This window comes from Thiovibrio frasassiensis, from assembly GCF_029607905.1.
Lineage (GTDB): Bacteria > Desulfobacterota > Desulfobulbia > Desulfobulbales > Desulfurivibrionaceae > Thiovibrio > Thiovibrio frasassiensis.
Window position 1 is genome coordinate 778,646 of the sequence record NZ_JAPHEH010000001.1, and the last position, 17,005, is coordinate 795,650.

Consider the following 17,005-nt stretch of genomic DNA (forward strand, 5'->3'; position numbering starts at 1 on the left):
CAGATCAAGAAGGGAGAAAAAATGACCATCACCACCTTTGACAAAAACATGTCGGCTGTCGCCTTTGCCGAGGCCGGCGAACACGACACCGCCCGTCAGATTCTCGGCGCAAACGCTACAAAGCAGGCCGGCAAATCCACGGCCCCGGCGGCAAAGGGCAAGCCCTACCTGAAGACCATCATCTTTGGGGCCATTTCGCTTTCCGCCTATTATTTTCTCTTCACCAACGAACAACTGGTTACCGACACCTTCACCATGGGCGGTTGGCACTGGGTATACCCGGTGGGCGCAGCCTTCTTCTTCTCTTTCACCCATGGGGCTTTTGCCAGCAACCTGCTGAGCACCCTTGGCCTTGAAGCAAAAAAATAACTCAGCCGCGCTGGCTTTCTAAAGGAGATATACCCACAATGAAGAAGTTACTGCTTATACTCATGTTCGCCCTTGTTCCCCTGTCCCTGCTCGCCCAATCGGCCCTTGCCGCCGGCGGCCCCCCCACGGACATTCTTAAAGGCGTTATCACCGAAGTGAATGCTGCGGACCGTACCATTGTTTTCCAGAGACATGAAAACAAGGAATTCATGACCCTCACTCTGGCCGCAGATATGAAGCCCGAAGAGATGCGGATGCACAAAAAGGTCCTGATCAGTCTGGACAAAGCTGCCGGTGAGAATGTGATGAAGGATGTTTCCATCATGTTCATGGACATGACCGGCAGCAAGCTCATTGCCCTGCTCGTCATCGGCCTGATCGGCGGCCTGCTCTCCGGCTTCATCGGCTCCGGCGGCGCTTTCGTCATGACCCCGGCCATGATGTCCCTGGGCGTCCCCGGCGCAGTGGCGGTAGCCAGCAACATGTGTCACAAGTTCCCCAAGGCGATGATCGGCGCTTACAAGCGTTGGAAATACGGGCAGGCTGACATCAAGCTCGGGTTGGTCATGGCTGTCACCGCCGTCATCGGCGTGCAGATCGGGATCACGATCCAGAAGCACATCATGAACTCCTTCGGCAATGCCGGTTCCAACCTTTATGTTTCCGCGGTTTTCATGGTTGTTCTCGTTTTTGTCGGCGGCTACGTATTCTATGATGCTTGGAAACTCGCCAAAGGCGACGGCAAAGAGACCGTGAGCAAGCTGGCCCTGCGCATGCAAAAGATCCAGCTCGCGCCCATGATGCACTTCAAAACCGCCAAAGTGACCATCTCCGCCTGGATCACCATCCCGGTCGGCGTACTCACCGGCATGCTCGCAGCCACCATCGCGGTGGGCGGCTTCATCGGCGTTCCCGGCATGATTTACGTGGTGGGCGCTTCCGCCGTTGTTGCCAGCGCCACCGAGCTGATCATCGCCTTTGTCATGGGCGCTTGGGGTTCGGTACAGTGGGGTCTCTCTGGTCTTATCGACATCCGTCTCTCCCTGCTCCTCCTGGCCACCTCCCTCATCGGCGTGCAGCTCGGCGCCTTGGGCACCACCTATGTTAAGGACTACATCATCAAAGTGGTCATGGCCACCACCATGCTCATCGTTGCAGTCAGCCGCGGTGCCAAGATCCCCGGTTACCTGGCCGATCTTGACCTGATGACCCCGATGAGTGATCCCATTCACGCTTTCCTCGAAGGGGTCAGCTTCTGGGCCCTGGTCCTCGCCCTCGGCTCCGCCGGTCTCATCATCACCGTGGCCATGGTCAAGGGAATGAGTGCCGACCGCCAGAGCAAAAAGGCCCTGGCTGGAGCATAAGCAATGGCCAAATACCGAAAGATCCTTGTTGCCTACGACGGCTCCCCTTCGGCCCAAAACGCCCTCTCCCTGGCAAGCCAGCTTGCCAGGGAAGACAAGAGCTGGATCAAGGTTCTCGCCGTTGTCCCTCCCTACTTGGGGGATTTGGAGCTTGTCGGGGTTTCGGATATTAAAGAGACCATTACCGGACCCGGCCAGAAACTGCTGGCCGAGGCCCGGCAATGTGCGGATCATGAAGGGGTCCACATCCTGACCAACCTGGAACAGGGTGAACCCTATGAGCAGATCGTCCATGTCGCCGAAGAAGAAAACTGCGATCTCATTGTCATGGGCCGCCGGGGCAAGGGCAAGATGGAACGGGAACTCATGGGCAGCGTCACCGCCCGGGTAATCGGGCACACCAACAAGGATGTCCTGGTTATCCCGGAAAACGGCACCCTCTCCTGGCAGAATATCCTGCTGGCCACGGACGGCTCCACCTGCTGCGACAACGCTCTGGCCCGAGCCCTGGAAATCGCCCAAGAACGGTCGGCAAAACTCAATGCTGTTTCGGTGGTGTATAGCAATGACGAGTTTTATGCCGTTGGTCAGGAGATTATGAAAGAACTTTACCAGGATGCGGACAAGGTCCTGGACAAGGTTCGGAAGTGGGCCGGGGATCTCGGCGTGCAGACGGAACTGTTCGTGCGGGATGGCGAGCCCCATCAGGCCATCACCGCCATGGCTGCGGAAATCTCCGCCAGTCTGATCGTTATGGGCTCCCATGGGAGAAAAGGCTTAACCCGGCTGCTCATGGGCAGTGTCACCGAACGGGTAATCGGCTACGCAGATTGCCCGGTTCTGGTCTGTCACCTGTAACCACAGCAGCAAGAAAAAAGAGTTCGCAGCGGGCGCTCCATATCGGGGCGCCCGTTTTTTTATGCCGGATTGCGCGCAAGCAAGCCATCGCGGCTGCATTCACAATGGCATTCTCGCCTGCATTCGTGTATCCTTGCTCCCATGCTCCTCATCCATCCCCCTGCCGCCAAAGGTTGTGAACCGCCAGCCGGGATTGCCCGTCTGGCCGGGGCCATCCGTGGCCATGGGTTACCGTGTACCCTGCTGGACGCCAATCTGGAAGGACAGCTCTTCCTGCTCGCCAACCCAGCCCCCGGCAAAGACACCTGGAGCATCCGGGCTGGCAAAAATCTCAAGGATAATCTAGCGGCTTTACGTTCCCGTGAACTGTACCAAAACCCATCCCGCTACCGACGCGCGGTGGCGGATCTTAACCGAGTGCTTGAGCAGACGGGCCAACGCCACCACCTCTCCCTCTCCCTTGCCAACTATCAGGAAGAGGGACTCTCTCCCTTGAGCAGCACTGATCTTATTCGGAGCGCCGAGAACCCGGCAGCAAACATCTTCTTCCCTTATTTTGCGGCCCGGCTTCCCGCCCTGATCGAAGAATCCCGTCCTACCTGCATTGGCATCTCCCTGAACTACCTCAGTCAGGCCGCCACCACCTTTGCCATGCTCGGTTTTCTCAAGAAGCACTATCCCGGCTTGCCATTGGTACTGGGGGGCGGCCTGGTCACCTCCTGGCTGCGCAACCCGAGCTGGAACAATCCCTTTGCCGGACTCATCGACCATTGCCTTGCCGGACCGGGAGAAGAAGCGCTGATCCGGCTCCTTTCCACCGAGTTTTCCCGGCACGCGCAAACGCCTTCCTATTCGGGCCTGCCGCTGGACGGCTATCTGGCCCCCGGCCTTATTCTGCCCTACGCCGCCTCTTCGGGCTGCTACTGGAATAACTGCCTCTTTTGCCCGGAAAAGGCTGAAGGCAACCCTTACCAGCAGATCCCTCCGGCCACGGTGCTGGCGGATATCGCTATTCTGAAAGAAGCACACCGCCCAAGCCTGCTCCATTTTCTCGACAATGCAATAAGCCCTGCCCTGATGCAGGCGCTGGCTGCCGAACCGCCCGGCCTCGATTGGTATGGCTTTGCCCGGATTACCCCCCTGCTGGCCGATATTCATTTCTGCCACAGCCTGCGCCAATCCGGCTGCCGGATGCTGAAACTCGGCCTGGAATCCGGCGACCAAGATGTCCTGAACGCCATGAACAAGGGTCAGGATCTGGCCCTGATCGAAACGGTCCTGCAAAATCTGGCCGCTGCGGGAATCGCTACTTACATCTACCTGCTCTTTGGTACCCCCTCGGAATCCCTAGCGGAAGCGCGCCGGACCCTGGACTTCGTGACCCGCCACCATTCGGCCATTACCTTTCTCAACCTGGCCGTGTTCAACATGCCCATCGGGAGCCCGGAAGCTCCCAGCGTGGCGCGCAGCGCGTTTTACGGAGGCGACCTTTCCCTGTATACCGATTTCGAGCACCCCAAGGGATGGACACGCAAGGAAATCCGGAAATTCCTCGATCAGGAGTTCAAGCGTCACCCGGATATTGCCCGGATCCTCCAACGTGACCCGCCTATTTTCACCTCAAACCATGCCGCTTTTTTCTGCTGAAAAAAAATCCCCAGCCACCAAGCCACCCCCCCATTCTTTTTTTTTGCTTTGACAAAATCCCTGGCGATTACAGATAATGAAGGTAAGGCACCGCCTTGCCAGCCCGGCAAAACACCGCGACCGGTTCTGCTGGTAACCACTTGAGAGGGAGACTTCTATGTATAAAAAAATCATGGTTGGCTATGATGGCACAAAATTCAGCGATTGTGCTCTGAAAGAGGCGATTGGCCTGGCAAAGGAGTCGGGGGCGAAGCTCTTGCTGGTCTCTGCCCCGGAAATCAATCTGGAACTCCAGGCCATGGCGCCGGAGGCAAATGAAATGATGGAAAAGAAGGCCCGCACCGATCTGGATCTCGCTGCGGCAAAGGTGAAAAAGGCCGGAGTTCCCTGCGAGACCAAGATCATCCTCACCTCCTCTGCCCAGGCAGCGCTGGTGGAAACGGCGAAAAAAAGCAAGGTGGACCTGATTGTCCTCGGCACCCACGGCCGCACCGGACTCGTGCGGTTGCTCATGGGCAGTACGACGGCACGGGTGATCGGGCATGCGCACTGCAATGTCCTGGTGGTGCGTTGCCCGTGAAGCGTGCCCCCTCTTTGCCCCAGAAAAGGCGTTATCCCTGAAAATCGAGGGGAGACGCCTTTCTGCTGCAAACCGGGCAGCCCTGCATGGCAAAAGGCTTTTCCAGCCGACAGGCGGCCAGCAGCGCTTCGTCTTGAAAGATCTCCACCGTCGGGCCATCGGCCCTGACCTCCCCCTCATGCAGGACGATGGTCCGCTCGCACAGTTCCAAAACCATATCCAGATCATGACTGGTAAAAATCCTGGTGTGGCGGAAATCCTTTAAAAGCGCCAGGAGCTGCCGCCGGGCAAAGGGATCAAGCCCGCTGGTCGGCTCGTCCATGACCAGAATATCCGGCGACATGGCCAGTACCGTGGCGATGGCCACCCGCTTTTTTTCCCCGCCGGAAAGGCGGTAGGGCGGCTTGTCCCGCAGATGTTCCGCCCCGACACGGGTCAAGGCCTCCCGCACCCGCTCTTCCAGATCAGCCCCGACTAAACCCAGATTCAACGGGCCAAAGGCCACATCGTCATAAACAGTGGGCATAAACAGTTGGTCATCCGGATCCTGAAAAACCATCCCCACCGTGCGCCGAATCTCGGGCAGGGTGGCCGGGGTCAGGGGAAAATCGCCGATGCGGATAGCGCCCTGACTGGTGGCCAGGTAGCCGTTTAAATGCAGGAGCAGGGTGGATTTTCCCGCGCCGTTGGCGCCGATGATCGCCACCGATTCGCCATGGGTGATCCGAAAAGAGACGCCCCGCAGGGCTTCGGTTCCATCGGGATAGACATGCCGTAAGTCCTTGACCTCGACGATATGATGGCTCATCCGCGCCCCCCAGTGACGATCATCCCGAGAAATTGTGAAACATTGACCAGCCGGAACAGCAGAAACACCCCGGTCCAGCCGGCAAGAAAAAGAAAATCCCCAACCCGGAACCGGGTTGTCCGGCGGGGGTGGAATTCCCCGGCAAACCCCCTGGCCAGCATGGCGAGATGAATTCGCTCCGCCCGCAGCCAGGTGCGCAAGAGAAGATGGCTTATCAACGAGCCGTAAGAGCGGATCCCCAACCCTTTTTTGCCAAAGGCCCGGAGCTCGCGGGCCCTCGCCGTGCGACTCCCCTCTTCGCTCAGAACAAAGAGATAGCGGTAGAGAAAAAGGAGCTGCACGGTAAAGATCCTGGGCATCCCCAACCGGTCGAGGGCATGGCAGATCGCCGGAAAACCGGTTACAGCCACGAGAATGAGAGCGGCTCCGACCGTAAGCGTCGCCCGGACCAGAATGGCGGCGAAGGAAAGCCAGCCGCCGCTGATGCCAAAGGGGCCGAGACGAACCAGCACCGTCTGATCAAAAAGAGGATTGAACATCCCCACCATCAGGGCAAAGGGCAGGACAACCACAACCTTCCTAGCGATATAGCGAACCGGCAGATTCCCAAGCGCCAGCAGCACTGCCGGATAGAGGAAAAAAGGGAAGAGCGCCGCCAGCTCGTATTTCCCCAGAGAAACCACGGCCAGAATAAAGACCAGGGTCACCAGCACCTTGGCCCGGGCATCGAGCCGATGCATGGGGGTATCCCCGGCGGCCAGCAGGTCAAGCTCTCTAAACTCCGTTATTGCTCCGACAATGGAGGCCATCGCCTCTCCTCAAAAAAGAGCGGGGAAGAGACCTCTGTCTCCTCCCCATGTTCACACGCTTTCCAAACTTGTCGCTTCTCTGTTGCGGACCTGTGGTTTTTCTGAATTTTACGGGGCAGCAACTTTCCTCGCTGCTTCAGACCACCCTGCCCTGCCTTCGCAGGAGCATGCCGCTCAACAAGGCTATGGCCAGGGTGAGCAGACCGCCGACAACCCCGGCGACGCTGGTGCCCAAGGAACTTTCCGGGCCGCCCCCGTTTTCCGGTTGTTGCCCGGAGGGTTTAAACGTATAATCCGGCAAAAAGGCGATTGCTTCCTGCAGCGCGGCGAGCCGGGCATGCACTCCGTCCTGCGGCTCGGCAACTTCTTCGGCACCGCTCACCCTGGCGATGGCCCATTCCAGACCATCGGGGTTTTCCGAGGCAAACCAGGAAACAAACCCACCGGTCAGCAGGGTCATCCCAAGAAAGGCGGCCAAAACATTGCGCAACGGGGCGCGGCCGAGGAGACGAGCATCCTGAACGCTGGCGATGATTTCCGGGCGGGCTTGGTAGACAAAGGATACCACCGCAGCGGTCACCAATCCCTCAACCACCCCGATGGCCAGATGAATCGGCTGCATGAGGCCGGCAAAGGTTGCGAAGGGCAGGGCGGAAATACCCGAGGCCACCGTTTCAAGAACCACGGCGAAGGCGCCCAGCTGGAGGCCGATGATGGCGGCAACCATGGCGGCCACGGTTATCCTGCTCTTGCTCGGTTTGCTGCCGAGCAACGGCTTGTAGATAAGGGGATAGGCGAGAAAGGCCGGGAAAAAACCGAGGTTGAAGATATTACAGCCCAGGGCCAGCAGCCCGCCGTCGGCAAAAAACAGCGCCTGCACCACAAGCACCGAGGCAATGGTAATGAAGGCGGCGGAAGGCCCGAGCAACACCGCAAGGAGAAGGCCGCCGCCAAGATGGCCGCTGGAGCCGGTGGCAGGAATGGAAAAGTTGATCATCTGCGCGGCAAAGATAAAGGCGCCGAGAACACCCATGAGGGGCGCCTTGCCCCCGTCCATTTCTTGGCGCAGCGTTCTGGAACAGTATATAATGGCGCCGGCGGAAGCGGCCCACATGGTCCCGCCGACGGCGGGCGACAACAATGCGTCTGCCATGTGCATGGTCTTTTCTCCTTGTTCGGGTTGCGCACAACAACAGGTAACACGACATAAGATTTAGTAACACGTATTCAATACAATATCAGCAAACAGGTGTCAATAAATTTTACAGGGACAATTTGCAACCGTTCCTTTTGCGCGCTCTTATCCACTCCCTTTGCATAGTTGTTGCCTCCGCGGAGCTCTTGCGCTGCCGCAATTTCTTATCCGGGCAGCACTGATTTTTAGACTTTCTACAAGGAGAAACCATATGGGAAAAACGATCCGCTTCGGAATTTCGCTGGATGAAAAACTGCTGGAGAGCTATGACCACCTCATCGAGGCCAAAGGGTACATGAACCGCTCCGAGGCGATCCGGGACCTGATCCGCTCGGCGCTGGTGGAAGAGAAATGGGCGGCCGGGGACGCGGAAGTGGTCGGGACCGTGACCCTGGTTTACAATCACCATGTCCGGGATCTTTCCGACAAGCTGACCGAGCACCAGCACGCCCACCACGACCGGGTTATCTCAGCCCTCCATGTGCATCTCGACGCGCATAACTGCCTGGAGGTTCTGGTGGTGCGTGGGCCGGTGGGGGAGGTGAAACGAATCGCCAACGAACTCATCGGAGTGAAGGGGGTCAAGCATGGCCAGCTGGTCATGACCACCACGGGCGAGGAACTCCACTGAGCGTTAAGGGGTGGATGCTTCTTGCGCCTCCAGACAGGGAATGCAGAGCAACCGGCCGCCCCGCCGTTGCGCCATGGGCTCCATCACCTTTTCCCCGCACGCTTGGCAACGCACGCTCGCATAGACCCGGGCCGCCTCCGGCACCACACAGACAAGGTGGCTGATCCTAAAAAGCTCCTCTGGAGCTGCCGCCCGGATCCCCTTGATTTTCTCTGCTTTTCTGCCCCGGACCAGCCCCATGACCTCCGGGCTGCGGTGCCCGGCCGAAAATTCCTGCCAGGCCCGTTGCTGTTCCAGGCTTTCAGGGGAGGCCTCCCAGCAGACGGCGAGACGCACTGAGGCACCATTCTGCCGCTTGATAAAGGTGTAGACCTGCTTCCCGTAATCCCGGAAAATCAGATTGCCCTTCCCTGCCGTACAGCCGGTGAGCACCTGAATGGCATCCACGGCGCAGGAACGGTTTTCACACACCGCGACCAATTCCTCGTCCCGGGCCGGGCCAAGACCGAGTTCCGCCAAAGCAATCTCCGCCGCCCTAAAGCCAAAGGCCAGGCCCGGACAGGCATGGCCATGAAACCGAACCGCTTCTTCAAAACCGTGCATAGCATTTTCCTCATACTCCTTGAAGAGACAATGGCGCAGACACACTCACCCTTTTGTCAGCCCCGGCAAATATCCTCTGTCAAAGACAAACAGAGAAGTCCACAGCGGTGCCGGCTTGACATGCTTTTTCTTTTCATTATATCGTATAACAAGAAATATCAGCAGCCCCGATGTTCACTCCGTCTCAAAAAAATGCCCCACAACCTGGGGCGGCCAGACAGGATGCCACCATGCGCCAAACCGTGCTCTTTGTTGATGACAACCCGGTAATCCTCAAAACCATCGAACTGGCCTTTGCCAAGGAAGAATACGAGGTACTGCTGGCCAGTAGCGGCGAAGAAGCCCTCCGGCTGGTGGAAGAGGATACGCCGCAAGTCATTGTCAGCGATTTGCGGATGACCGGCATGAGCGGCATGGAATTCCTCCACCAGGCCCGGCAGAGAAACCATTTTTTTGTCGGCATGATCTTCACCGCCTACCTGGATATCGACAGCATCATGCAAGCGGTGAGTGACGAGGCGGTCTGGCGCTATATCACCAAACCCTGGCAGGACAATCGCGAATTGGTCATGGCCGTGCGCAATGCCTTCCAATACCATGAGGCCATGACCTTCCGCCGCCAGGCGGATGAACAGCTCCAGCGGGCGGAACGCCTCACGGCCCTCGGTCATCTGGTGGCCGGAATCGCCCACCAGTTCAACAACATCGATGTGGGCATCCTTGGCTATGTCCAGATGGCCCTGCTCCACAAAGAGTTGCCGGAAGAGGTCCGGCAACAGTTGGAGCAAGTCAGGGTCTGCGCCAAGCGCGGCACGGAAATCATCAAGGAGTTGTCCACCTTCAGCGACCAGAATGCCCAATGGGGCTTTACCTGCGGCAGCCTGACAGATACAGTTATCGAGGCTATTTCCTTCTGTCGCAAGGAACTAGAAAGTGCCGGGGTCCAGATCGAAACCGAGTTGGCGGAGGAGTGCACCGCGGTCCTCAATTTCGGCCTGGTCAAACAACTGGTCATGAACCTGATCCGCAACGCCGCCCATGCCACCTTAGGCAAAAAGCCGCCCACCATTCGCATCGAAACCGGGCGGCAGGAGGAAAATGTTTTTGTCCGGGTCACGGATAACGGCTGCGGCATCTCCAAGGCATATCTCCCCAAAATCTTCGACCCGTTTTTTACCACCAAGGGAGCCCAGGCCGCGCCAGGCTCCGAGCAGGCCGCCGTTTCCGGAGTTGGCCTGGGCTTGAGCCTGAGCCAAACCGTGGCCCAAGCACATCGGGGCCTGATCACAGTACACTCCACCCCAAACAAGGGGTCGTGCTTCACCTTCAGCCTGCCAAAAGCCTAACTGATTTCACACGGCAAGATCGATCTCCTGCACCGTCCCCGCTCCGCCGTTTTCCCCCAAGAAAATCGAGGTTTCCCGCAGCTGCCCCTGCAAACCATTGCCGCTGCTTTTCAAGGCAAAGGGTGTTGCCGCCGGGCTGAGCAAAATGGCACCAACCTTTTTATCCGCAAGCGAAGCCAGGGTATCGTTCCCAGCCGCATCCCGCATCCATACCCGCAACGCGCCATAGAGCGGATCGTTTTCATCCAGCCAGCCATTGCCGTCGCTGTCCAGCCGGACCAGTTCCGCAAAGCCCTGGCCGCTGGCAGGGCCGAAAAGCTCCAAGCCGTTGTTGACCTTGCCGTCCCCATTGCGGTCAAAGGCGAGAAAGCCGCTGCCTGGGGCAAGAGCGGATATCTGCTCCATATTCCCGTCCGCATCCAGGTCGAAGGCAAAGCGAAGATCGCTCAACTCCGCCGCCTTGCCGTTAAAATTGATCACCAACGGATCGACCAGCAGGGCGTCTCCCCCCCTGATCTGCACCGTATTCGTGGCCACGAATTCCCGCTGCATGGCAAACTGGAGCTGAAAATCAATGGCCTGCCCGTCTGCGGTGACAACCTGGCCACTGGCGGAAAAATCCAAGACCTCCTGTTCAGTTGTTGTCTCCACCCGGTCATACTCAACCCCCCAACCCTGCCGGGCTGGCGACGAGTCTGCCGCCCCTGCCCCCTGTGGCGTCCCAGGATCTTCAGAAGCCACGGGCTCAAAGCTGACAGTCCGGATCTTTCTCCCGGTAAGCGCCTCCAGAATAAGACGCATGGCCGTCAGCTTGGGGTCTTCCTGCGGAGAATCCTCCGTCGGTGGGCCGACAACGTCTCCACTCACCCGAGGCAGTGCCGCAGCCTGCTGGTGCTGTCGACCCTCCGGGGAGATCCGCACCTGCACACCGTTCGGTTCTTCTTCCCCGGCAAAGAGCGGCCGTTCATTGCCCACCCACAACCGAAGCGATTCTTCCCTGGACTGTTCTTCGTGCAGTGTATGGACGCTTGCCAGAGTGACAGCGGCTGTGGCGATTTTCATGGCGAAACCCTCCCAAAAATATGGTGCCTCTTCAGGATACGTTTCGGCATTCGGAAAGAAAAAGTTAAAAAAATGGGGACACGCTGGTTCAGCAGGGGCGCCGCCAAATGTTACCGGCGGGATCTCATCCCTGTTTCGCCCGCTCCTCATTTTTACTGAGCTTGCTCCTGAGCTTGCTATCGTACATCAATACATCGGCTCTGATCATAAGCTGCCCCAAAGTTTCGCCCTCGTTAAACCGAACCACGCCAAAACTAATGGCAACGGGAAATGGCCGTTTCCCGTCTCGGTTTTCCTGGGCGATGTTTGCCTCCAACCGGGAGACAATGGCCTGCTCGCTGTCCGTTCCAGGTTTGCAGGAGATGAAAACCGCAAACTCATCACCACCCAGGCGAGCAAGGATATCCGCCTGACGGAAGGTGGTCCGCAAGATCGCGGCTGCGGTGGCCAGAGCCAGATCCCCGGTTTCATGCCCCAGGGTATCGTTAATCTCCTTCATGTTATCCAGGTCGGCAAAGATCAAAAACATATCGTGCTCCGCCCGCAGCCCGTTGCCCAGCTGCTTCTCGGCCAGGGTCAAGAAGCCCCGCCGATTGAAAAGTCCGGTTAACTCATCGGTGATGGCGATCTCCCGGAGACGCTGTTCCAGCTCCTTATAATGGGTGATATCCTTAAAATCTTCAATAATACCGATCAGCTGGCCGTTGGCGCCATAATAGGGGGTAGAGGTGACGAGACAATCAAGCTTGCGCCCCGAGGGCAAATACTTGACCGCCTCCACCTCCAGCCGGAGTGCTCCTTGCATGATGCGGGCCCGGGGACATCTTTCGGTCTGACAGGCAGGCCCGGAAAAGGTCTCGTAACACTTCCTGCCGACAACCTCCTGCTCAGTCAGGCCGACAAGGGCACAGAAGGTCTGGTTGGCCCGGATGACCCGGTCCGAAAGATCAACCACCCGCATGCCGTTGGCAGCGGTGTTGAAAATCTGGTCCAGTTCGGCATGGGCCTGCTGCAGTTCCGCCGCATACTTTTTCTGCCCGGTGATGTCAACGGAGGAACCGATGATCCCGGCAACCCTGCCATCCTCGTCAACAAACGGCGCCTTAACCACCAACAGGTCGCGGCTGCTCCCGTCCGGGTATGAGATGTGCACCTCTTCCTGCTGTTTTTTCCCGGAGTCGATGACCTTTTTATCAAGAGCCTGCTGCTGCTCGGCAACCTGTGGATCAATGAGACTGGCATTGAGTTGACCGATGATCTTTTCCCTGGGCAGACGGGACATCTCGGCAAAGGCCTGATTACAGCTCAACATAATACCGGCTCGGTCTTTCAGACAGATGGGCAGAGGGATCCCTTCCAGTAGCTGCCGCTGGAAGCCAAGCTGTCCGTCTATCTTTCGGGTATCCCGGAGGTGCAATGCGAACAGAAGAACGAGCAGCAGCGTGACCAGGAGTTGGGCAAGAAGATACCCATGCCGGAGGGATGTCAGGGGCAGATCTCCTCCGTAGGAAACCAGAAAACCCGCCACCTGACCGCCGATCTCGACGACCGGCAAAAATATGACCAGATAATCCTGACCATCGAGCAGGACAGATTGAGCAAAGGGCTTGCCAGCCTCCAGCTTGCCGGAGATTTTCGCCCTGAGGGGCTTGTTGATCCGGGCGATGAGGTCTGAATCCAGATACCCGCCGGAAGCCCCGGCAAGATCGGCATTTTCCTGAAGATACCCAGCCACTAAGCTGGAGGCGACATAATTTTTCAGCCCCTGCGGGGTAAGGCTTTCCTGAAGGAGACTTTCTTTTAGGATGAGGAAATATTCTTCCCGATAGATCTGCCGCAAGGCCTTGCTGATCACAAAAAAAGGCTCACTTACCTCCACGGTCCCCAGATGGTTTCCCTCTTTTTGCAGCGGGAAAATATGACGGAAGGCATGATAATCGCGGCCCACTTCGAAACCTTCCACCTGCCGTTTTTCGGTATTGGCAATCCGCACAGAAGGCCGGGAGGCAAACAGGTCATCAGCAAAGCGCTCCGGCAGATGCATCCGTAAAAAGCTGGTCCCGTCAGCAAAATGATAGTGCACCTGCCGAAAATATTCCTGAGTGAGGTTGTCGTATGAGGGGAGAAGCCTTGTGTACATGGCCTGACGCAGACGGTCACGCTCTTGCCCGTTGGCTTTGGCAGCCTGGGCAAAGATGGCAACCACCTCGGGACGCATGAAGATTTCCTGGGCAGTGAAACGGGCCAGCCGAGCAAAGGAAGCAAGATTGGCATCGTACTCCCCCTGGTGATGGATAAGCACGCTCTCGACATACCGCTGTTCGGCACGCTGTTTTCCCCAGAAGAGCAGGGTAAACAATCCCCCCTCAATGCAGAGAAAAACAAGGAGATAGAGCAATATCTTCTTCCTGATCACCCCAACCTCCCGTGACGTTAATTTTGCCCCCATGAGGCTTGCAGAGCCGGCGGAAGAAAAACAACCAACAGTACGACAAGGAGGGCTTTCCGCTTGTCACCTTCCCATCCCCGCCTAAGCCCCCAGTCAAGGCAAGGATGCGGCAGACCCTTCTTTATTGTTAGAGATTTTCCTTTACCTCTGCGCCTCATTTCACGTACTCTGTATCCTATGAACCTGCGCGACTTCCTGAAAAAAATCAAAGAGCTTCCCACCATCTCCGCAGTGGCCAACGAGATCAATGACCGCGACCAGAATGACGCGCTCACCGCGAAAACGCTCGGCACGATCATTACCCGTGATCCGGCCCTCACCGCCACCGTCCTGAAACTCGCCAACTCCGCCTATTACGGGATGGCCCGGGAAATAACCAGCATCGAACGGGCGGTTACGATCCTGGGCTTCGATACCATCAAAAACCTGGCCCTGACCATCTCCGTTTTCCATGTTTTCAAAAACCAGGACGGACAACTTTTTGACCTAAAAGGCCTCTGGTATCACTCCCTCGGCGTTGGTCTCGCGGCAAAGCACCTTTCCCTGCACAGTCCGATGCTTGCCTGCGACAAAACCCTGCCGGAACAGGCCTTTATCTGCGGCATCCTGCATGACATCGGCAAGATCGCCTTTGCCCAGAATCTGCCTGCCGAAATGGGTGAGATTCTCAAGCAAACCCGCAGCGGGACGGCCGCCCAGCACGAAATCGAAAAAAACATCCTCGGCTTCAATCACCAAAAGGCCGGGCAGGCCATGGCGAATTCATGGAATTTCCCGGAAGATTACCAGACCGTCATCAGGCTGCACCACGCACCCTCCGCCGCAATCACAGGGGATAACGCAAAAATTACAGCCCTGGTCATGTCGGTGTATCTGGGCAACAAAATCGCCAAGGCCCTGCACCTGGGAGAAAGCACGGACCCGCACATGGCAAAGGTGACTCCGGATGACATAAGAAACCTGGGAATCAACAAAGAGAGCCTCCCCGCGATCATCAAAGATATCAGAGAGGAATATACCCAATGCCTTGAGGCTTGGTCATACGAGCTCTGATTTTCAGCCCGTCTATCCTTTCCCTCACTCCTTGACGCTAACAAATACCCCCTGCGTGCCAGGATCAAGTTCGTAATACCGTTTCAGCAGCATGATACTGGGTTTGGCGAGAATGGTCCCCTTGGTGAGCAAAAGAATCCCGGTGCCGCTGAACACATCCCGACTCGCCTCCATCCCCTCCTGCAGGTCCCCGGGCAGCAATTCGATCTCGATATGGTCTGTTCTGGGCCGGATTTTTTTATAAAAAGCCTCGGCCTGCGCAAGCACCACGGGGACAAGCTTGGGATCAAAGAAGATTCCCTTCTGCAGCTCCACCTCCTTGCGCACAGCCTCAAAACCTCTGGCGCCCATGGCTTTGCGGATTTTTCTCTCGATGTAGTCGGCCAAGGCGATGATCCGGGCACCCAGAGGAATGTCTCCCTTCTTCAATCCATCGGGAAACCCGTTGCCGTCATAACTTTCATGGTGGGCACGGATAATCAGCCCCGCCTCGCGCAGCTCTTCAATCCTGTCAATGGCTGCCTGACCGCGGACCGGATGCAGGAGATACTCTTCCCGTTCCGCAAAATTCATCTGCTCGGCCTCCCGCGCCAGCATGAGGTCGGGGATCCCAATCTTGCCGATATCATGGAGCAGGGCGGCCACCATGATTATTTCCCGCTCTTCGCTCTCCAGGCCGAGCTGTTTGGCAACGTTCACCGTGACCTCCGCCACATTGCGGGAATGGGTCCGCATCCGTTTGTCACGCAACTCAATGAGCCCGGAAAAGGCGACAATGGTGTTCTTGAAATTGGCCCGCAACCTGCCGTTGATCACCCGCAGACTCTCATAGCTCTTCCGGAGCTCCGTGGTCTGCTCCTGGACAATGGTCTCCAGTTCCGTGTTCCACTTCTTCAATTCTGCGTTCTGTTTCTTGACAATGGCGGTCAACCGCTTGTTTTCACTGAGCAACCGATACATCTGCAAGGCGCCCTTGACGGTCTGCACGAGCTCCTCATCATTCCAGGGCTTGTTCAGATAGCGAAAGGTTCCCCCCCGGTTGATGGCGTCGATGGCCGCATTGACATCGGCATAGCCGGTGAGCAGAATCCGGATGGACTGGGGGGAAATCGCCTTGGATTTTTCAAGAAAATCAACGCCCAACATCTCCGGCATCCGCTGGTCGGAGACAATGACCCCAACCCCGGCTTCCCTGGCAAGAATTTCCAAACCCTTTGCCCCGGATGGGGCGGTAAAGACCTCGACCTCTTCATCCATGAAAAGCCGCTGCAGGGAACGCAGGATATTTTCCTCATCGTCCACAAAGAGGATTTTCCCTTTCTCCGGGGAGGAAGGGCTTGGTGATTCGCTCATTATTTTTGCTCTCCTGTTTCCGATAGGGGGATCGCCGTGCTATTCAAGCCCGCACGTTCCGCTGTCAAACACCAACACCGTGCCGGTCTGCCCATCCGGCTCATTCATCATGGCCACCCGCACACAGAACGGTTTCCCGCCAAGATCAAGCTCCCGGGTGACAACCTTGCCTGGCTGTACCTCCTGCAACAGGGCACCCCACTCGGGCGGCAATACCTCCGCCGCCGTCGCGCCGAGGGAAGAGTGGCGATATTTCTGCAACTCCTCTTCGGCACAGCGATTCCGCTGCACCAAGAACCCATCCCGGTCAAAACCAATCACCCCCATGGGCAGGGTATTCAGAATGACCTGGCTGTGTCGGAGCACCTTGTTCTGAAACAACAGCTCTTCCGTACGCGCCGTCACCTTCTCTTCAAGCTGCAGGGCAATGCGGGAAAGCTCATCATTAGCTTGCCGCAGCTCTTCATTGAGTTCGTTGTTCGCCTTGATCAGGAAATAGCGCTCCACTGCCTTGGCGATGGTGATCTTGAGCTCGTCGTCGCTCCACGGCTTGGGGATGAACCGGTACACCTGGCCTTCATTGATCGCCGCCACCACGGCCGCGGTATCGGCATAGCCGGAGAGGACGATGCGGATGGTCTCGGGCCAGCGCGCATGCACCTCTTTAAAAAAAGTAACCCCGTCCATCTCCGGCATCCGGTAATCGGAAATCACCACCTGCACCGGCTGCTGCTGTTCCAGGATTTCGAGCCCCTCCTTCCCCGATTCCGCGGTGAGGATTTCGTAATCCTCATCAAGAAAAAGACGTTTCAGGGATTTCAAGACGTTCACCTCGTCATCCACGCATAGAATTCTCACATCCCCAACCATTACCATAT

General features: G+C 57.4%; 16 protein-coding genes. 8 read left to right on the forward strand and 8 right to left on the reverse strand.

The annotated features are described in order from the left end of the window. Positions 1–21 precede the first annotated feature (21 nt). The 5 genes from OLX77_RS03695 to OLX77_RS03715 all read left to right on the forward strand — a co-directional run bounded on the left by OLX77_RS03695 (position 22) and on the right by OLX77_RS03715 (position 4,818). Positions 22–369: a hypothetical protein gene (locus OLX77_RS03695; RefSeq protein WP_307632239.1), complete on the forward strand. Its 348-nt coding sequence runs from the start codon at positions 22–24 to the stop codon at positions 367–369. Between the two features lie 305 nt (positions 370–674). Next, positions 675–1,733 (forward strand): sulfite exporter TauE/SafE family protein, encoded by a 1,059-nt coding sequence (locus OLX77_RS03700; RefSeq protein WP_371877489.1) that lies wholly within the window; start codon positions 675–677, stop codon positions 1,731–1,733. Positions 1,734–1,736: 3 nt separating this feature from the next. Then, positions 1,737–2,591, forward strand: a complete 855-nt coding sequence (locus tag OLX77_RS03705) for a universal stress protein (RefSeq protein WP_307632241.1) — start codon at positions 1,737–1,739, stop codon at positions 2,589–2,591. 141 nt (positions 2,592–2,732) lie between these two features. Continuing rightward, positions 2,733–4,238 (forward strand): B12-binding domain-containing radical SAM protein, encoded by a 1,506-nt coding sequence (locus OLX77_RS03710; RefSeq protein ID WP_307632242.1) that lies wholly within the window; start codon positions 2,733–2,735, stop codon positions 4,236–4,238. Between the two features lie 157 nt (positions 4,239–4,395). Then, positions 4,396–4,818 carry a universal stress protein gene (locus OLX77_RS03715; protein ID WP_307632243.1) on the forward strand — a complete coding sequence of 141 codons (423 nt, stop codon included), beginning with the start codon at positions 4,396–4,398 and terminating at the stop codon, positions 4,816–4,818. Between the two features lie 31 nt (positions 4,819–4,849). On the opposite strand, the gene OLX77_RS03720 is transcribed toward OLX77_RS03715, so the two are convergent. The 3 genes from OLX77_RS03720 to OLX77_RS03730 form a co-directional block, all read right to left on the reverse strand. Further along, on the reverse strand, positions 4,850–5,626 hold the full coding sequence (locus OLX77_RS03720) for an energy-coupling factor ABC transporter ATP-binding protein (protein ID WP_307632244.1): 777 nt from the start codon (positions 5,624–5,626) through the stop codon (positions 4,850–4,852). Continuing rightward, positions 5,623–6,435, reverse strand: a complete 813-nt coding sequence (gene cbiQ, locus OLX77_RS03725) for a cobalt ECF transporter T component CbiQ (protein ID WP_307632245.1) — start codon at positions 6,433–6,435, stop codon at positions 5,623–5,625. Before cbiQ ends, OLX77_RS03720 begins: the two co-directional genes overlap by 4 nt. A gap of 136 nt (positions 6,436–6,571) precedes the next feature. Next, positions 6,572–7,594, reverse strand: a complete 1,023-nt coding sequence (locus OLX77_RS03730) for an energy-coupling factor ABC transporter permease (RefSeq protein WP_307632246.1) — start codon at positions 7,592–7,594, stop codon at positions 6,572–6,574. A gap of 247 nt (positions 7,595–7,841) precedes the next feature. Between OLX77_RS03730 and nikR the strand changes: the two genes are divergently transcribed. Next, positions 7,842–8,261 carry a nickel-responsive transcriptional regulator NikR gene (gene nikR / locus OLX77_RS03735; RefSeq protein WP_307632247.1) on the forward strand — a complete coding sequence of 140 codons (420 nt, stop codon included), beginning with the start codon at positions 7,842–7,844 and terminating at the stop codon, positions 8,259–8,261. Between the two features lie 3 nt (positions 8,262–8,264). Here nikR and OLX77_RS03740 read toward each other — a convergent pair whose 3' ends face one another. Continuing rightward, complete coding sequence (locus tag OLX77_RS03740) at positions 8,265–8,864, reverse strand: FmdE family protein (protein ID WP_307632248.1); 600 nt, start codon at positions 8,862–8,864, stop codon at positions 8,265–8,267. 230 nt (positions 8,865–9,094) lie between these two features. Here OLX77_RS03740 and OLX77_RS03745 point away from each other — a divergent pair, with 230 nt between their 5' ends. Then, positions 9,095–10,210: a sensor histidine kinase gene (locus tag OLX77_RS03745; RefSeq protein WP_307632249.1), complete on the forward strand. Its 1,116-nt coding sequence runs from the start codon at positions 9,095–9,097 to the stop codon at positions 10,208–10,210. A gap of 6 nt (positions 10,211–10,216) precedes the next feature. Here OLX77_RS03745 and OLX77_RS03750 read toward each other — a convergent pair whose 3' ends face one another. Together OLX77_RS03750 and OLX77_RS03755 are read right to left on the reverse strand one after the other, a co-directional pair. Continuing rightward, positions 10,217–11,272 carry an SPM autocatalytic domain-containing protein gene (locus OLX77_RS03750; RefSeq protein WP_307632250.1) on the reverse strand — a complete coding sequence of 352 codons (1,056 nt, stop codon included), beginning with the start codon at positions 11,270–11,272 and terminating at the stop codon, positions 10,217–10,219. A gap of 124 nt (positions 11,273–11,396) precedes the next feature. Next, complete coding sequence (locus tag OLX77_RS03755) at positions 11,397–13,688, reverse strand: sensor domain-containing diguanylate cyclase (protein ID WP_307632251.1); 2,292 nt, start codon at positions 13,686–13,688, stop codon at positions 11,397–11,399. A gap of 210 nt (positions 13,689–13,898) precedes the next feature. Here OLX77_RS03755 and OLX77_RS03760 point away from each other — a divergent pair, with 210 nt between their 5' ends. Continuing rightward, positions 13,899–14,774 (forward strand): HDOD domain-containing protein, encoded by an 876-nt coding sequence (locus tag OLX77_RS03760; RefSeq protein WP_307632252.1) that lies wholly within the window; start codon positions 13,899–13,901, stop codon positions 14,772–14,774. Positions 14,775–14,798: 24 nt separating this feature from the next. Here OLX77_RS03760 and nosR read toward each other — a convergent pair whose 3' ends face one another. Together nosR and OLX77_RS03770 are read right to left on the reverse strand one after the other, a co-directional pair. Further along, positions 14,799–16,127 carry a response regulator c-di-GMP phosphodiesterase, NosR family gene (gene nosR / locus OLX77_RS03765; RefSeq protein WP_307632253.1) on the reverse strand — a complete coding sequence of 443 codons (1,329 nt, stop codon included), beginning with the start codon at positions 16,125–16,127 and terminating at the stop codon, positions 14,799–14,801. 39 nt (positions 16,128–16,166) lie between these two features. Next, positions 16,167–17,003, reverse strand: coding sequence for a response regulator (locus tag OLX77_RS03770; protein WP_307632254.1), 837 nt, complete (start codon positions 17,001–17,003; stop codon positions 16,167–16,169). Between the last annotated feature and the right edge of the window lie 2 nt (positions 17,004–17,005).

Coding starts and splice junctions, on each gene's coding strand:
- OLX77_RS03695 (WP_307632239.1), top strand. CDS start 22: ATGACCATCACCACCTTTGACAAAAACATGTCGGCTGTCGCCTTTGCC.
- OLX77_RS03700 (WP_371877489.1), top strand. CDS start 675: ATGAAGGATGTTTCCATCATGTTCATGGACATGACCGGCAGCAAGCTC.
- OLX77_RS03705 (WP_307632241.1), top strand. CDS start 1,737: ATGGCCAAATACCGAAAGATCCTTGTTGCCTACGACGGCTCCCCTTCG.
- OLX77_RS03710 (WP_307632242.1), top strand. CDS start 2,733: ATGCTCCTCATCCATCCCCCTGCCGCCAAAGGTTGTGAACCGCCAGCC.
- OLX77_RS03715 (WP_307632243.1), top strand. CDS start 4,396: ATGTATAAAAAAATCATGGTTGGCTATGATGGCACAAAATTCAGCGAT.
- OLX77_RS03720 (WP_307632244.1), bottom strand. CDS start 5,626: ATGAGCCATCATATCGTCGAGGTCAAGGACTTACGGCATGTCTATCCC.
- cbiQ (WP_307632245.1), bottom strand. CDS start 6,435: ATGGCCTCCATTGTCGGAGCAATAACGGAGTTTAGAGAGCTTGACCTG.
- OLX77_RS03730 (WP_307632246.1), bottom strand. CDS start 7,594: ATGCACATGGCAGACGCATTGTTGTCGCCCGCCGTCGGCGGGACCATG.
- nikR (WP_307632247.1), top strand. CDS start 7,842: ATGGGAAAAACGATCCGCTTCGGAATTTCGCTGGATGAAAAACTGCTG.
- OLX77_RS03740 (WP_307632248.1), bottom strand. CDS start 8,864: ATGCACGGTTTTGAAGAAGCGGTTCGGTTTCATGGCCATGCCTGTCCG.
- OLX77_RS03745 (WP_307632249.1), top strand. CDS start 9,095: ATGCGCCAAACCGTGCTCTTTGTTGATGACAACCCGGTAATCCTCAAA.
- OLX77_RS03750 (WP_307632250.1), bottom strand. CDS start 11,272: ATGAAAATCGCCACAGCCGCTGTCACTCTGGCAAGCGTCCATACACTG.
- OLX77_RS03760 (WP_307632252.1), top strand. CDS start 13,899: ATGAACCTGCGCGACTTCCTGAAAAAAATCAAAGAGCTTCCCACCATC.
- nosR (WP_307632253.1), bottom strand. CDS start 16,127: ATGAGCGAATCACCAAGCCCTTCCTCCCCGGAGAAAGGGAAAATCCTC.
- OLX77_RS03770 (WP_307632254.1), bottom strand. CDS start 17,003: ATGGTAATGGTTGGGGATGTGAGAATTCTATGCGTGGATGACGAGGTG.